At 47.0% G+C, this 15,360-nt stretch carries 14 protein-coding genes; 11 read left to right on the top strand and 3 right to left on the bottom strand.

Annotation, left to right across the window (positions count from 1 at the left end; genetic code table 11):
• The first annotated feature begins 24 nt into the window (after positions 1 to 24).
• Positions 25 to 1,491, top strand: coding sequence for a bifunctional ADP-dependent NAD(P)H-hydrate dehydratase/NAD(P)H-hydrate epimerase (locus HVMH_RS02230; protein WP_035628898.1), 1,467 nt, complete (start codon positions 25 to 27; stop codon positions 1,489 to 1,491).
• Positions 1,492 to 1,508: 17 nt separating this feature from the next.
• Here HVMH_RS02230 and HVMH_RS02225 read toward each other — a convergent pair whose 3' ends face one another.
• From HVMH_RS02225 to HVMH_RS02215, 3 genes are all read right to left on the bottom strand, one after another.
• A complete protein-coding gene (locus HVMH_RS02225) occupies positions 1,509 to 2,618 on the bottom strand; it encodes a 5-(carboxyamino)imidazole ribonucleotide synthase (RefSeq protein WP_029910223.1) in 1,110 nt (369 codons plus the stop codon).
• Between the two features lie 149 nt (positions 2,619 to 2,767).
• Positions 2,768 to 3,295, bottom strand: a complete 528-nt coding sequence (purE, locus tag HVMH_RS02220; protein WP_051682471.1) for a 5-(carboxyamino)imidazole ribonucleotide mutase — start codon at positions 3,293 to 3,295, stop codon at positions 2,768 to 2,770.
• 194 nt (positions 3,296 to 3,489) lie between these two features.
• Positions 3,490 to 5,277, bottom strand: coding sequence for a GGDEF domain-containing protein (locus tag HVMH_RS02215; protein ID WP_051623021.1), 1,788 nt, complete (start codon positions 5,275 to 5,277; stop codon positions 3,490 to 3,492).
• Between the two features lie 341 nt (positions 5,278 to 5,618).
• On the opposite strand from HVMH_RS02215, the gene metK reads away from it, so the two are divergent.
• The 10 genes from metK (at position 5,619) to HVMH_RS02165 (ending at position 15,346) form a co-directional block, all read left to right on the top strand.
• Positions 5,619 to 6,776, top strand: a complete 1,158-nt coding sequence (gene metK, locus HVMH_RS02210) for a methionine adenosyltransferase (RefSeq protein WP_029910232.1) — start codon at positions 5,619 to 5,621, stop codon at positions 6,774 to 6,776.
• A 79-nt stretch (positions 6,777 to 6,855) separates the two neighbouring features.
• The gene (gene metF / locus HVMH_RS02205) at positions 6,856 to 7,713 is read left to right on the top strand and encodes a methylenetetrahydrofolate reductase [NAD(P)H] (RefSeq protein ID WP_029910234.1); all 858 of its coding nucleotides are present in this window, start codon (positions 6,856 to 6,858) and stop codon (positions 7,711 to 7,713) included.
• Positions 7,714 to 7,735: 22 nt separating this feature from the next.
• A complete protein-coding gene (locus HVMH_RS02200) occupies positions 7,736 to 8,461 on the top strand; it encodes a 16S rRNA (uracil(1498)-N(3))-methyltransferase (RefSeq protein ID WP_029910238.1) in 726 nt (241 codons plus the stop codon).
• A 101-nt stretch (positions 8,462 to 8,562) separates the two neighbouring features.
• Positions 8,563 to 9,885 (top strand): glutamate--cysteine ligase, encoded by a 1,323-nt coding sequence (gene gshA / locus HVMH_RS02195; RefSeq protein WP_035628901.1) that lies wholly within the window; start codon positions 8,563 to 8,565, stop codon positions 9,883 to 9,885.
• A gap of 13 nt (positions 9,886 to 9,898) precedes the next feature.
• A complete protein-coding gene (gene gshB / locus HVMH_RS02190; protein ID WP_029910245.1) occupies positions 9,899 to 10,861 on the top strand; it encodes a glutathione synthase in 963 nt (320 codons plus the stop codon).
• Between the two features lies 1 nt (position 10,862).
• Complete coding sequence (locus HVMH_RS02185) at positions 10,863 to 11,891, top strand: FAD:protein FMN transferase (protein WP_029910247.1); 1,029 nt, start codon at positions 10,863 to 10,865, stop codon at positions 11,889 to 11,891.
• 64 nt (positions 11,892 to 11,955) lie between these two features.
• Positions 11,956 to 12,522 (top strand): YqgE/AlgH family protein, encoded by a 567-nt coding sequence (locus HVMH_RS02180; RefSeq protein WP_029910260.1) that lies wholly within the window; start codon positions 11,956 to 11,958, stop codon positions 12,520 to 12,522.
• Position 12,523: 1 nt separating this feature from the next.
• On the top strand, positions 12,524 to 12,964 hold the full coding sequence (ruvX, locus tag HVMH_RS02175) for a Holliday junction resolvase RuvX (RefSeq protein ID WP_029910262.1): 441 nt from the start codon (positions 12,524 to 12,526) through the stop codon (positions 12,962 to 12,964).
• Positions 12,965 to 13,037: 73 nt separating this feature from the next.
• Entirely contained in the window at positions 13,038 to 14,063 is a 1,026-nt protein-coding gene (locus HVMH_RS02170; RefSeq protein WP_029910264.1) for an aspartate carbamoyltransferase catalytic subunit, read from the top strand.
• Positions 14,060 to 15,346, top strand: a complete 1,287-nt coding sequence (locus tag HVMH_RS02165; RefSeq protein ID WP_029910266.1) for a dihydroorotase — start codon at positions 14,060 to 14,062, stop codon at positions 15,344 to 15,346. Before HVMH_RS02170 ends, HVMH_RS02165 begins: the two co-directional genes overlap by 4 nt.
• The last annotated feature ends 14 nt before the right edge of the window (positions 15,347 to 15,360 follow it).

Raw genomic sequence — 15,360 nt, 5'->3', positions numbered from 1 at the left:
AAACACCATTTCAAGGAGTACGCCATGAAGCTTTTCAGTGCCGAACAGTGCCAGCAACTTGATCGCACGGCGATTGAATCCTGGAACATTCCCGGGCTACTCCTGATGAAACGCGCCGCTTTCGGCGCCTTTCTCACGCTTCAAAACCACTGGCCGAAAGCAAATAAAGTCACGCTACTCTGCGGCACCGGTAACAATGGCGGTGATGGACTCGCACTGGCACAATATGCCTTGCTTACAGGCTTGGATGTTACGGTGGTTATCATCGGCAACCCCCAGAATTTCAAACCAGATGCACGACAAGTTTACGAGGAACTGATTCAGCTTGGCGTGACTCCTGTTGATTTTTCTAAAGAGGTTCTCAACACAGACGTGATTGTCGATGCACTACTGGGTATTGGTATCAATAAACCTATCTCGGGACAACTAGTGGATGTCATCCACGCAGTGAATCAAAGCGAAGCGCCTGTTTTGGCATTGGACATCCCAACCGGCGTGGATGCGACCACCGGAAGCATTCATGGCTGCGCCATTAAAGCAGATGTCACCATCAGTTTCATTGCCCACAAGATGGGACTTTATACCGGTGTGGGTGCTGACCATATCGGTCAGATCATTATTGATGACCTTAAACTGCCGGAAGCATTGTTTGACACCACCCCCAACCTGGCAGATTTTCATGATCTTGCTTACTGGAAAGAACGCTTACCTGTTCGTGCGACATCCGCACACAAAGGGTCTTCTGGCACAGCGTTATTGATTGGTGGCAATCACTCAATGGCTGGTGCTATCCAACTATCTGCAACCGCTGCGCTAAGAGCCGGAGCAGGCTTGGTAAAGGTCATTACCCAAAATGAACACACCAACATGCTCACTGAGCAGCAACCGGAGCTGATGTGCTACCCAACCACACAACTGGATGAACTGCTACCACTAGCCAATGCCATCGCCATTGGACCGGGATTAGGGCTGGATGAATGGGCACAAAATCTCTTACTGAAAACCCTTGATCACCTGCAGCACCATCAAACGCCTGCTGTACTGGATGCAGATGCCCTGAAACTGTTGGCACAAAATCCAAAGTTATCTCCACAAAACCCTCATTGGGTTTTGACACCACACCCTGGCGAAGCCGCCGAGATGCTAGGATGTACCCCACAAGAGATACAAAATGACCGCATCAGCGCCATTTACGAACTCCACGAGCTGTATGGCGGCGTCATTCTACTGAAAGGTAATGGCACATTGATTTTTGACGGAGAGCATTTGGAACTTTGCCCATTAGGCAATCCAGGCATGGCGGTTGGTGGTATGGGAGATGTGTTGACGGGAATGATTACCAGCTACCTGGCACAAGGTTCAAGACAAGGTTTGTCATTGATGGCGGCTGCTTGTCTCGGTGCCTATCGGCATGCTGCCATAGCAGATCAGGTAGTGGAGACGCGTAATCTAACGAGTTTGATTCCGTCCGACATTATCGCCGGACTTTAATCTTTTTAGCCGACGGCTTATTTAGGCATAAACCCCGACAAGGCTTTCAAATCTTCGAACAACGCTTCCGGTGAATCTGACACCAGATTGATATGCCCAAGCTTACGCCCTGCTCTTTCCGCTTTGTCATAAAGGTGTAAATGCGCATTCGGCATCTTCAACACGGTTTCAACAGGCCCAGTCTCACCAATAATGTTTACCATGGCGGCAATTGTCTGACGCGGTGCTGTACTTCCTAGTGGCAACCCGGTAATGGCTCGAACATGGTTTTCGAACTGGCTGGTTTCCGCCCCTTCAATCGTCCAATGCCCCGAGTTATGTACACGAGGTGCCATTTCGTTTGCCACCAAGCCATCCAAGGTTTCAAACAATTCAAGGGTCAACACACCAACATGATCCAACTCATCCAATAACTTTTGCATATAGCTTTCGGCTTGTTGTTGAATCGCTTCAGAAATCTGCTGAGCAGGTGCGATGGTATAACGCAAAATACCATCTTGATGAATGTTCTGTACCAACGGATAGTAAACATGTTCATTGGCGGCATTGCGCACCGCGATAATCGACAACTCGCGACTGAATTCGATAAACCCTTCCAGAATCAACTCGCGGTTACCAATAGCTTGCCATGCCTGCTCGATTTGATCGGCATCTTTAATGACAAATTGACCTTTACCATCATAGCCTTCAGTAGTGGTTTTCAGTACCGCTGGCAACCCGATTTCCTCAACGGCAATTTTCAAGCTTTCTAGCGAATCAACCACTTGATAAGGCGCACAAGGGATATCAAGCTGATCGAACATGCCTTTTTCGCGACCACGATGTTGTGAAACGAACAGTGACTTTTCACCAGGATACACTGGCGTATGTTTGGCGATTTCACGCACTTGCTCAACTGAAGTGTTTTCACTTTCGTAGGTAATGACATCAGCAAATTTCGCCAATGCATCAACAGAGGTGACATCATCTGAAGAATGGAAAAACATATGACCCAAAAGCGCAGAAGGCTCTTCACCATTCATGCCATAAAAACCAAATTTTTGACCAAGCGGATAACCAGCGATTGCCAACATTCTGCCAAGCTGACCAGCACCTAACACACCAATTTTCTTTGTAATGGGGGTCATTGCGTCTCCTTAAACAACCAAGGGATAACAAAGTTTATAAAAACAAAAAAGCCACTTAATAAGAGCGGTATTTTACTCTATAAAGTGGCTTTTTGCGTTATTTTGCGACCAGATATGATTGATGGCAATCGAGAATAGATCCGTCGATTCTAGCTATCAATTCTTGGGTCAGGATTGTCCAGAACAGTTTGCGTTTGCGTGTTGCGGAAAGTGCGGATGGCTTCACGAACTGCAGGCAACTCGTTGGCAACGATTTGCGATGCCAAAATACCTGCATTTTTCGCACCGGCATCACCGATTGCCAAGGTACCCACAGGAACACCGCCCGGCATTTGCACGATAGACAACAGAGAGTCTTGTCCACTCAACGCACGCGACTGAACCGGAACCCCTAAAACAGGCACTAATGTTTTCGCCGCAACCATTCCAGGCAAATGTGCCGCACCGCCTGCACCCGCGATAATTGCTTTCAATCCGCGCGCTTCAGCTTGCTCGGCGTAATCAAACATCAAGTCAGGCGTACGGTGCGCAGAAACGACCTTTACTTCATAAGGCACACCGAAAGATTCCAACATTTCAACCGCGTGTTGCATGGTTGGCCAGTCTGACTTTGACCCCATGATAACGCCGACCAATGGGCTGGCTGATGCATTTTTTTCAATTTGATTGGACGACATTTCTCGACCCTTCCTAAAATGATTTTCGGAAAAAGGGAGCTATTCTACAGACCTAAAACAAAAATGCAAGCACATCAAACTTAAGTCATTGACTCTATTCAAAAATACGGTATTTTCTTCCGAAATAGAGCTATGGATTTTTACAAAAGTCACCGCCACGTTTCACACAGAAAATTGTGCCCTTAAGCGTCCCCTTAGGCGTCAGTATAATCTCGAGAATCGATGACAAAGAACTGATTACCGCCTGCGGATTTCGCGCCTTTTTTTGCTCTGGTTGCGACCGAAGACAGCTTTTGTGTATGCACGAAAATATCGGGATATACTAGCAACACACCTACCGACAAGGTCATCATCGGGAAAAACTGTGGTTCGCCATCACGACTGAATGATTGAATCCCGCCCCTTTCGCGATCTTCTTCCGTATAAAAACCTTGCGAGGCAAAACGGAAGTCGCTTAATACGCTATTTGCGACAGTTTCATGATCTTCTTCGGTAACAATTACAAAATCATCTCCACCAATATGACCGACAAACCCTTCCTTACCTGCCATGACCGATTCCAATACGTTGGCAATGGCGGCAATCACCTGATCGCCTTGTTCGAAGCTGTAGCAATCGTTATAAGCTTTGAAGTGATCAACATCAACATAAATCACGCTAAATGGCATATTGCTATCTAGGTATTGCTGAATCTTATTTTGGATTGGCACATTCCCTGGCAACCCGGACAAAGGATTGGCATATTTCGCACTACGTACCTTCAAATCCGTCATCACTTTCAATAGATCCATAAAACTGCCACAGCCGACATATTTACCATTTTCAGTGATGATAAATGCCGATTTTTCCTGTGCGCCCATTTCTGTGATGTCATTACTCACATCAACCAACGGCGTTTTAATATTGTAGACAAGCGGCTCATCCATAAACTTTTTGATTGACTTACGCGAATGAAGATTACGCCCATATTGGGTCGCCAGCACATTCATCAATGCATGTCGCCAAACCATTCCCGTTGGAATACCTTTATCCACCACAGGGACAAACACCACATCAGGATTGTTCAATAGATATTCTGCGACTTCAAACACGGTTTCATTCGGATTGACCCACTTGTAATGCTTATTGACGACCTTGACCGTCTCATTGTCAGTAACGGTAACTTGTCGTCTATCCGGCCATTTAAATGACAAGGACAACGCCGGCAAAGCGGAAGGCCTTTTCAGTAAAAACCCTTGTACCAGATCAACGCCCAACTTCTCTAGAATGTAAAGTTCCTGCTCGGTTTCCACCCCTTCAGCAATGATTTTAGTCCCCAACCCTTTCGCCAAAATAACAATCGTCTCCATGAAACGGTATTTGTCAGCTTGAGAGTCGATATTGGAAATAAAGTGTTTATCGATTTTGACATAGTCAGGCTTAACGTCTGACCAAAGTTTCAGACCGTTGTAGCCGGAACCCAAGTCATCAATCGCGACTTTAAAGCCCATAGAACGATAGTGATTCAGCGCCTTCAAAAAGATATCGCAATCTTCAATGGGTTGTAATTCGGTGATTTCAATAACGACCTGACTCAAGTCCAACTGACTCTGCGCTAAAAGTTGTAGCGTTTTACCCGAACGGTGATTTTTGTCCAGGAGCGAGCTGACGGTCACGTTAATGAACAGCTTGGCTTGGTTTTGATGAAAGCTGCTTGCGGATACAAAATTACGGATGGCGACATTCCGAGCCAGTACATCCATTTGCAACAGGCACCCCAAATCATCCGCCAAGCCAAACAAATTAATAGGAGAGTAAAGTGGCGTATTCTCTGGGCCGCGTGTAAGACATTCGAATGCATAAATACTACGCTTTTTCAGATTAACAATCGGCTGAAAAAGGGTCGTTATATTTTCATGCTGAAAAACCGCCAGTAGCTCTCTTCCCAGAGAAGTATCGGCCAACCTAGCCCGCGTTTCTTCACACAATAACGAATCCGACATGTAGCGCTCCGTAGCCTTTTTATCCACAAGCGAGGTATCTTAATATTTCAAAATTATTGTCAATGTGACGAACATATGAAAGTTTTGTTTCCAAGTAAGTATCTATACGCAAAATATTGAGTTTTTTTCTACACAAACGCAACTCGACATTCCAAAAACCACTTTCAAAAAAATTTGCATAATCGTTTCATTTTCAAGACAATAAGCACCATAGCGCCGATTTGACTAATCAGCTTGCGGGCGCATAAAAAGTACGGCTAAAGCGAGGAAACCTCTATTTATTCCTTCCGCCTTGATTTCCGTACCTCACTTTTTGAATCCATAGAATGAGGACCTTTATCATGACAACAACAGTATTTACTTCCGAATCCGTTTCCGAAGGGCATCCAGACAAAATCGCCGACCAGATTTCCGATGCCATGCTGGATGCTATCTTGAAGCAAGATCCACGCGCACGCGTTGCTTGTGAAACTTTCGTTAAAACCGGTATGGTACTGATCGGTGGCGAGATCACTACGGAAGCTTGGGTTGACCAAGAAGAATTGGTTCGTAGAGTCGTCAATGACATCGGTTACAACCACGGTGATCTTGGTTTCGATGGTTCAACTTGTGCCGTATTGAGCTCGATCGGTAAACAATCCCCAGAAATTGCAATGGGTGTCAATGAGTCTGCCGAGCATGAGCAAGGCGCTGGCGACCAAGGTTTAATGTTCGGTTACGCATCAAACGAAACCGATGTATTGATGCCTGCACCAATCTTCTACGCGCATCGCATGATGGAAAAACAGGCGGAACTGAGAAAGAACGGTGTATTGAGCTGGTTGCGTCCAGATGCAAAAAGCCAAGTCACTTTACGTTATGAAAACGGTCAACCAGTTGCTATTGATGCGGTTGTATTATCAACCCAACACAGCCCAGACATCGCAAACAAAGACTTGCACGAAGCGGTAATGGAAGAGATCATCAAGCCGGTATTGCCAGCAGAATGGCTACATTCAGGCACGCAGTACCACATCAACCCAACTGGACGTTTCGTTATCGGCGGGCCGGTTGGTGACGCTGGTTTGACAGGTCGTAAAATCATCGTTGATACTTACGGCGGGATGGCGCGTCACGGTGGTGGTGCTTTCTCAGGGAAAGATCCATCAAAAGTTGACCGTTCTGCTGCTTATGCTGGCCGCTATGTCGCTAAAAACATTGTTGCTGCTGGTCTTGCTGATAAATGTGAAATCCAGGTTTCCTATGCGATTGGTGTTGCAGAGCCGACTTCTATCAGCATCGAAACATTTGGGACTGAAAAAGTTGCCGTTTCACTGATTGAGAAATTGGTGCGCGAACACTTCGACTTAAGACCAAAAGGATTAATTTCCATGTTGGATCTTTATCGTCCGATCTATCAAAAAACTGCTAGCTACGGTCACTTTGGTCGTGAGCTTCCTGAATTTACTTGGGAAAAAACCGATAAGGCCGAAGCACTAAGAGCCGATGCTGGCCTATAATTAAAACGCCGAATCAACTAAAAGTCGCTAGGCTGGGTCTTTAGAAACCCCAACCTGGTAGATTTTTGGGGAATGAGAAATGAATTCACAAAAGAAATATCCGCAAAAACTGAGCCTGGAATTTTTTCCACCACGCACGCCAGCGGGCGTAGACAAACTGAAAACCGTCATCACCGAATTGGGTGGCATGGCACCGGAATATATGTCTGTCACCTATGGCGCCGGCGGCACGACTCAAGAGAAAACGTTGGAGACCGTGAGTTACATTCAGCAACACACCCCTTTCGACGCTGCGCCTCACCTTACCTGTATCGGTGCCACTCACGAAAGTGTGTTGGAACTGCTGAATACTTATGAAGCCTTGGGCATTAAACGCATTGTCGCACTACGCGGTGATTTGCCTTCTGGCATGATGGATCCGGGTGAGTTCAAATACGCCAGCGACCTGATTGCTTTCATCAAACAGGAAAAAGGCGATACTTTCCACCTTGAAGTGGCAGCTTATCCTGAAACCCACCCACAGGCACGCAACTGTGAAGTCGGAATCAAATGGTTCAAGCATAAAGTCGAACAAGGTGCGGACTCCGCCATCACTCAATACTTCTATAACGTAGACAGTTATTTGTACTTCATCGATAACTGCGAACGTCATGGCATTGACCTTCCGATTATTCCAGGCGTGATGCCGATTACCAACTACGAAAACTTGGTACGTTTTTCGGCAGGTTGCGGTGCGGAAGTTCCTCGCTGGCTGAAATGTCGTCTGGAAAGCTTTGAAGATGACAAAGAAAGCCTATTAGCCTTTGGTCAGGATGTCGTCACCGAAATGTGTCAACGTTTGTTGGATGCAGGCGCTCCAGGCATTCACTTCTATAGCATGAACCAAACTCAGCCGACTTTGGATATCGCCAAGTCACTGACATTCAAAAACGCTTAATCAACACCAAGCGGACGTCTCCATGAGAATTTCACGGTTTTACTTTCCCACCGAATTTCAAACTGGAGACACCCTTACGCTCACTAAAGAGCAAGCACACTACGCTTTGACTGTGCTTCGCCTCAAACATGAGCGTCCCGTTGAGCTGTTTGACGGCAAAGGCAAGCAAGCGCTCGCCACCTTGATTCACACCAGTCGCCGTACTGCGGATGTCGTGATTGACCGTGTTTCCATCCCGGAAAACGAATCCCCAATCCAAACAATTTTATTGCAAGGTATCTCTAAAGGAGATCGCATGGACTTCACCGTTCAAAAATGTGTGGAACTAGGGATTACTGCGATACAACCTTTGTGGACGGAGCATTGTGATGTCAAAAACGACAAAATCGATAAAAAATTACAGCACTGGCAGGAAATCACGATCAACGCCTGTGAGCAATCCAATCGCAATGTCGTGCCAGACATTCTGCCTCCGCTAGAGATTGGAGAATGGTTTGCCCTTCAAACCTCGGTCAAAGGCTTAGTCCTTCACCCCTATGCTTCACAAAGCATGAAAAGCATAGAAGAGTTTGGAGAAAACACCATTCATCTACTGGTTGGCCCCGAAGGCGGATTAACAGAAGCAGAAGTCTCGCTAGCACAAACCAAAGGTATGACCCCCGTTACACTCGGCCCCCGCATTCTACGCACGGAAACAGCAGGCATGGCTGTACTGGCAATTTTGCAAGCAAAATTCGGAGATTTCTGACAATCCTCCATGGTTTGTTCGAGGTTTATCCTTACTGCCCCCTATCTGTCTTCTCGTCGATTGCTTATAATAACCTCCAATTTCACAGCGCAGAGAAACGAATGAACTCACAAGTCCCTCATTTACAGACTGCTCTAAGCGGTCCACTATACAAGTTGGAATCCCTTTTATTGAGTCACCAAGCGGATATTGAATGTTGGTTCAGAAAGCAGTTCAAAAAAACGCCAGCCCCTTTCTATGCGTCTGTTGATTTACGCAACGCCGGCTACAAGCTCGCGCCAGTGGACACCAACCTATTTCCGGCTGGGTTCAACAATCTGCACCCTGACTTGAAACCTTTGGCGATTCAAGCGGCGCAAAGTGCGGTTACCCAAGCTTGCCCGATTACTGATGGTGTACTTATCATCCCGGAAAACCATACGCGCAACACTTTCTATCTGGAAAACCTTTGCACTTTACAAGAGATCGTGACGCTGGCGGGTTATGAAGTACATATTGGAAGCATCAACCCTGAAATCACCGAAACCACAAAAATCGAATTGCCTTCCGGCAAAGTGTTGACAATCAAGCCAATCAAACGTCAAGGTGAACGTGTGGGTGTCGATGACTTTTTTCCATGTGCAGTATTGCTGAACAACGACTTGTCCGCTGGACGCCCTGCAATTCTGGAAGATATTGACCAAACCTTGTTACCACCTCTGGACTTGGGCTGGGCTAACCGCTACAAAACGCACCATTTCACCCATTATCAAAACGTGGCGGAAGAGTTTGCTGAGTTGATTGATATCGACCCTTGGTTGATCAGCCCTCTTTCATTACAGTGCGGCCCCATTAATTTCAAAGAACGTACTGGTTTAGAGAATCTTGCCAAAGCCGTCAATCAAGTACTTGAAACTACTCAAAAACATTACGACCAGCATGATATCAACTGTAAACCGTTTGCCATCGTCAAATCCGATAGCGGTACATACGGCATGGCGATCATGTCAGTAAAAGATTCGGAAGACATCCTCAACCTGAACCGCAAGCAACGCAACAAAATGGCGTCTGCCAAAGAAGGCTTGGTATCGGAGAAAATGCTGGTTCAAGAAGGCGTCTACACCCATGAAACCTGGGAAGGCGCCGTTGCCGAGCCGGTGGTTTACATGATTCACAACCAAGTGGTCGGCGGATTCTATCGCGTTCACACCGGGAAAACGGCAACCGATAACCTGAATTCTCCGGGCATGCATTTTGAACCACTCTCATTTGAAGGGTCTCTGGTATCACCAGACCAATCAAAAGATTGTGATGCTACCCCGAATCGCTTCTATGCCTACGGTGTGGTCGCACGATTGGCATTGATTGCAGCAGCCAGAGAGATTGCCGATGCTAAACAGAACAATGCGCAAAATCACATTGAAGACACTTCTCTAGAAGCGTAAAAAAGGACACCTGATGCAAATCAAACTCGGCATAGTCATGGATCCTATCGACGGGATTAAACCCTATAAAGACAGCTCATTTGCCATGTTGCTTGAAGCCCAGCGTAGAGGCTATGCTCTTTTTTATATGGAGCCGCAGGACATTTACCTGAAAAACGGCAAACCTTTCGCAACCACTTCTGAATTGAAAGTCTGGGATAGACCTAAGTCCGACACGACATCACAATATTTCGGCTTTGGCGGCTCCGCTGATACCGCCTTGAGTGACTTGGACATCATCCTCATTCGTCAAGATCCGCCATTCAACAACGACTATCTTTACAGCACCCACATGCTGGAGCTTGCCGAAGCTGAAGGCGTATTGGTCGTCAACAAGCCTCAAACTCTACGTGATGCCAATGAAAAACTGTTCGCTAGCTGGTTCCCGGAGTGTATTCCGCCAACCATCGTTTCTGCCAATGCTGGCAAAATCAAAACCTTCATCCAAGACCATCAGGACACGATTCTGAAACCTTTGGATGCAATGGGCGGTGCCTCCATTTTCCGTGTCAAAAAAGATGATCCGAACATCAACGTCATTATCGAAAACATGACCGGACACGGCAAACACCACATTATGGCGCAAATCTATTTGCCCGAAATTTCTGAGGGCGATAAACGCATTCTGCTCGTCAATGGGGAGCCAGTGCCTTATGCACTTGCACGCATCCCGGCACAAGGTGAAACGCGCGGCAATATTGCTGCTGGTGGCACAGGAGTCGGCATTGCACTTTCCGATCGCGACTATTGGCTGTGTGAACAGATTCGCCCAACCCTGCAAGCCAAAGGTCTGTACTTTGTCGGCTTGGATGTGATTGGTGATTACATTACCGAAATCAACGTCACCAGCCCAACTTGTATCCGCGAGTTGGATGAACAATATCACCTCAATATCGCCGGCACACTATTCGACCACCTAGAAGGTTTGCTGAACTAGGATGTTTCGCCTGTTTCGCTTACCACTTCTACTGCTGTTGACTTTCTGGCTAACTGCATGCGGCACGTCTTCAGTACAGGATGTGGTACGCCAGACATTCTATGTGTTCGGCACTGCTGTGCATATTGAAATCGTCAACACCCCAAAAGATAAAGCCATGGCGGCGATTCATGCCATTGAAGTCGATTTCAATCACTTCAACCGCGAGTGGCATGCTTGGGAAAAAGGCGGTCTACTCAGTAAGGTCAACGATGCCATTGCAAACAATCAATCTATTGTTGTACCGGAAAGTGTTAAAGCTTTCATCGTCAAATCCCAACATCTCTCTAAAGAGTCTGACTATTTGTTTGACCCCGGCATCGGCAACCTGTTAAAGCTCTGGGGATTTGAATCTGAAGACTGGCATGGACCGCCGCCGCCGCAAGACAAAATCAACGCTTGGCTGAAAAGCCGTCCTTCAATTGCCAATATCCACTTTGATGGCGACAAACTTTCCAGCACCAACACTAATGTCAAACTCGATTTTGGCGGTAACGCCAAAGGGCTAGCGCTTGATAGAGCCATTAACACCCTGAAATCGGCAGGCATTGAAAACGCCATCGTCAATATCGGTGGCGATATGCGCATTATCGGCACTAAAGACGGCCAAGCATGGAGAATCGGCGTGCAAGACCCAAAAAATCCGAAAACTGTTATGGGTATGGTCAAACTTTCGGGAGATGAAAGCATTGTGACCTCCGGCACCTATGAGCGTTACTTCACATGGAAGGGCAAAACTTATGCACACATTCTTGACCCCACCACTGGCTATCCTGAAGAACACTTTTTGTCTGTCACAGTAATCAACAAGGATGCCACCACTGCTGACACGGCATCGACTGCTCTGATGGTTGCCGGCCCTAAACGTTGGGAAAAAATCGCTAAACAGATGGGGATCACCAAAGCCTATTTGGTTGATGACAAGGGTAATAAAATCATTACAGATGCCATGAAACCCTATCTGACTTTGATGGGAAACAAGGCGAAATAGCCAAGCTTACATCTCGGAACCGCTTTTCCGAGGAGAATGAAAACAAAATTGTTATAATGCCGTTATGACTTCGTTGACCTCTTTCCAACACCAAATTCTCATAGCCATGCCTTCTTTGGAGAATACTTGGTTCGAGAGAACTGTCATTTACATGGTTGAAGATAACAAGCATGGTTCGATGGGACTGGTCATCAACCTGCCACATAAACTGACCACCGCCCAGCTATTGGAACACTTCAAACTGGAAATCCAAAAAGACTCTCCAATGCTTGAAGAGCCGGTTTTAATTGGCGGTCCTGTGGACGTTGAGCATGGTTTTATCCTCCACAAGAGCGAAGACTGCTGGCAAAAATCCATGGCATTGCAGGACGGATTGTCCATGACGGTTTCCGAAGACCTTTTGAAAGCCATTGCCGATGGAACAGGTCCTGAGAAATTCCTGACATGCCTCGGGTTTGCCGGTTGGGAAAAAGGCCAGTTACAGCAAGAAATTCAAGACAATAGCTGGTTGACTATTCCTTACAACGAATCCTTGTTATTCGATGTCCCGGTTGAATCTCGCTGGGAAGTCGCTATGGGAACACTCGGCGTTTCACCAGAAAACCTCAGCAGCGACGCGGGGCACGACTGACATGACCTTACCTGCCTCTAAACCTATCGAAGGACAGGTTCTCGGGTTCGACTTCGGTCTTAAACGCATCGGTGTTGCTGTTGGACAAACCATTACCGCCACAGCCAGCCCACTTAGCATCGTCAACAGCCAAGATGGCAAGCCGGATTGGGAGACTATCACCCAAATTTTTGAGCAATGGAAACCCGTTGCCATCGTCGTCGGATTACCGATGCGATTGAATGGCGAAGAGCAAGCTTTGACGCAGCCGGCGCGCAAATTCGGTCAACGCTTAAGCGGACGCTATAACACCCCTGTATTTTTTATCGAAGAGCAACTCAGCTCTATCGAAGCGGAAAAACGTCGCAAACATGCCAAACAAAATGTCGACGACCATGCCGCACAAATTATTTTGGAAAATTGGCTTGAGTCAGTCAAAAATCACGCTGACCTCAGCGAATAAAAGACGTACAATAAGCACAATTTTACACCCCAACCTGGCAGATTTTTGGTAGACATCGTTTAGAGGAGCTTCCATGAGACTTTCTACGCCCAACATTCAGCTTAATGAAAAAGGGAAACTGCGTCATTTCCTGACGCTGGAAGGACTTAAACATCATCATCTAACCGAAATTCTCGATGTCGCCGAAAGCTTCATTGACCCACTGACCGGCGAAATCAACAAGCTCGACACGCTTCATGGTAAAGCAATCATGAACCTTTTCTTTGAGCCAAGCACCCGAACACTGACTACTTTCGAAATTGCCGAAAAACGTCTATCTGCCGATGTCGTCAACCTCAACATCGAAACCTCATCCACCAAAAAAGGCGAAACACTCCTTGATACCTTATGGAATCTGGAAGCCATGTTGGCGGATATGTTCGTGGTCAGACACAGCGAAAGTGGCGCCGCGCACTTTATTGCCAAGCACGTCGCACCCCATGTGCATGTTGTGAATGCCGGTGATGGACAACACGCTCACCCGACACAGGCAATGCTGGATGTTTTCACCATTCGCAAACACAAGGGTGATATTTTCGACCTGAAAGTGGCGATTATCGGTGACGTGCAACACTCTCGCGTCGTGCGCTCGCAAATTCAGGCACTCAGCATTCTTGAGGCACGTGAAATACGCGTCATTGGCCCAAAAACCCTACTACCTTCCCACCCGGAAGCACTCGGCATCCATGTCTATGACAATGTCGAAGAAGGACTGGAAGGGGTTGATGTCGTCATCAATGTCCGCTTACAAAATGAGCGAATGAAAAGTGCCTTACTGCCAAGTGAAAAAGAATTCTTCAACCTTTATGGTCTCACCAAAGAACGCTTGGCCTACGCAAAACCTGATGCCATCGTCATGCACCCTGGACCGATTAACCGCGGTGTAGAAATAGATTCAGAAGTTGCCGATGGTGAACAGTCCGTCATACTTGAACAAGTAACCTATGGTATTGCGGTGCGAATGGCGGTCATGTCCATCATCTTCCGCAACTCACAGGAACTTCAAGAAGAAAAACGACAAGCCTTGTTAGACCTCAACATGATGGAGACTTCAGAATGAGATTGATGGTTGAAAACATCCGAATCTTAGACCCACAACAGGATATCGACCAGGTCACCAACCTTTATGTGGCGAGAGGTCGAATCCTCGGCATTGGTAAAGAAGCACCTGAAGGGTTTGAAGCAGACCGAATCATCAACGGCACCGGTAAATGGCTTTTCCCGGGACTGGTTGATTTACAAGCACGTCTTGCCGAGCCAGGCAGTCATTATGAAGGCACCATCGCTTCTGAAACAAAAGCAGCCGTATCCGGCGGTATCACCACCATTTGCTGTCCGCCAGACACTATGCCAGTCAACGACTCACAAGCCGTTACTGAACTTATTCAACGCCGTGCGCGCCAAGCAGCGACCGCGTTTGTCTTGCCTATCGGCGCAATTACCAAAGAACTTGGCGGACAATATCTGTCTAACATGGCAGCACTGAAAAATGCCGGTTGTATCGCATTGAGCCAAGCCAACTCACCGATTCAAAACTCGCTTACACTGAAAAATGCCATGGCTTATGCTGCCAGTAATGACATCTTACTGATGCTTCGCTCGGAAAACAAAAACCTCAAAAATAACGGGGTCGCACACAGCGGTGTCGTCAGCTCGCGTTTAGGTCTAACTGAAATCCCTGCTTCCGCAGAAACTGCAGCATTGGCTAGAGACTTGATTTTGGTAGAAGAAACTGGGGTTCGCGCCCACTTCTCACTTATCTCTACCGCTCGTTCCGTAGAAATGATTGCTGATGCAAAAAAACATGGATTGCCGGTTACCTGTGATGTCGCTGCCCACCAATTGCATTTGACAGAATACGATGTCATGGATTTTGACTCACTATTCCATGTCACGCCTCCGTTGCGGAGCCATGATGATAAAGCGGCACTTCGTATCGGTTTGAAGATGGGCGTGATTGATGCCATCGTTAGTGACCACACTCCGCTGGATCGTGATGACAAGCTGTTACCTTTCGGTGAAAGCGCTCCGGGTATCAGTAGCTTGGAAACCCTACTTGCTTTGACTTTGAAACTGGTAGAGGAAGATGTTCTGGACCTTAATCAAGCATTGGCGAAGGTCACCAACCACCCGGCCAATATCATCGGATTGCATCACGGTAGCCTAGAAACCGGCAACTCCGCTGACTTCTGTATCTTTGACCCAGAAACCCACTGGACTCTAGAGCGCAAAGAGATGATCAGTAAAGGAGATAACTCGCCTTTCCAAGGTTGGGAGTTCAGAGGCCAAATTGAAGCGACCTATTTCCAAGGCCGTCCGGTTTATCAAAACAATCCGGTGTAAACACGCCAGTGTTT

It is taken from the genome of Hydrogenovibrio marinus (assembly GCF_013340845.1).
GTDB lineage: Bacteria > Pseudomonadota > Gammaproteobacteria > Thiomicrospirales > Thiomicrospiraceae > Hydrogenovibrio > Hydrogenovibrio marinus.
This window is presented reverse-complemented; position numbering and strand designations above follow the sequence as displayed.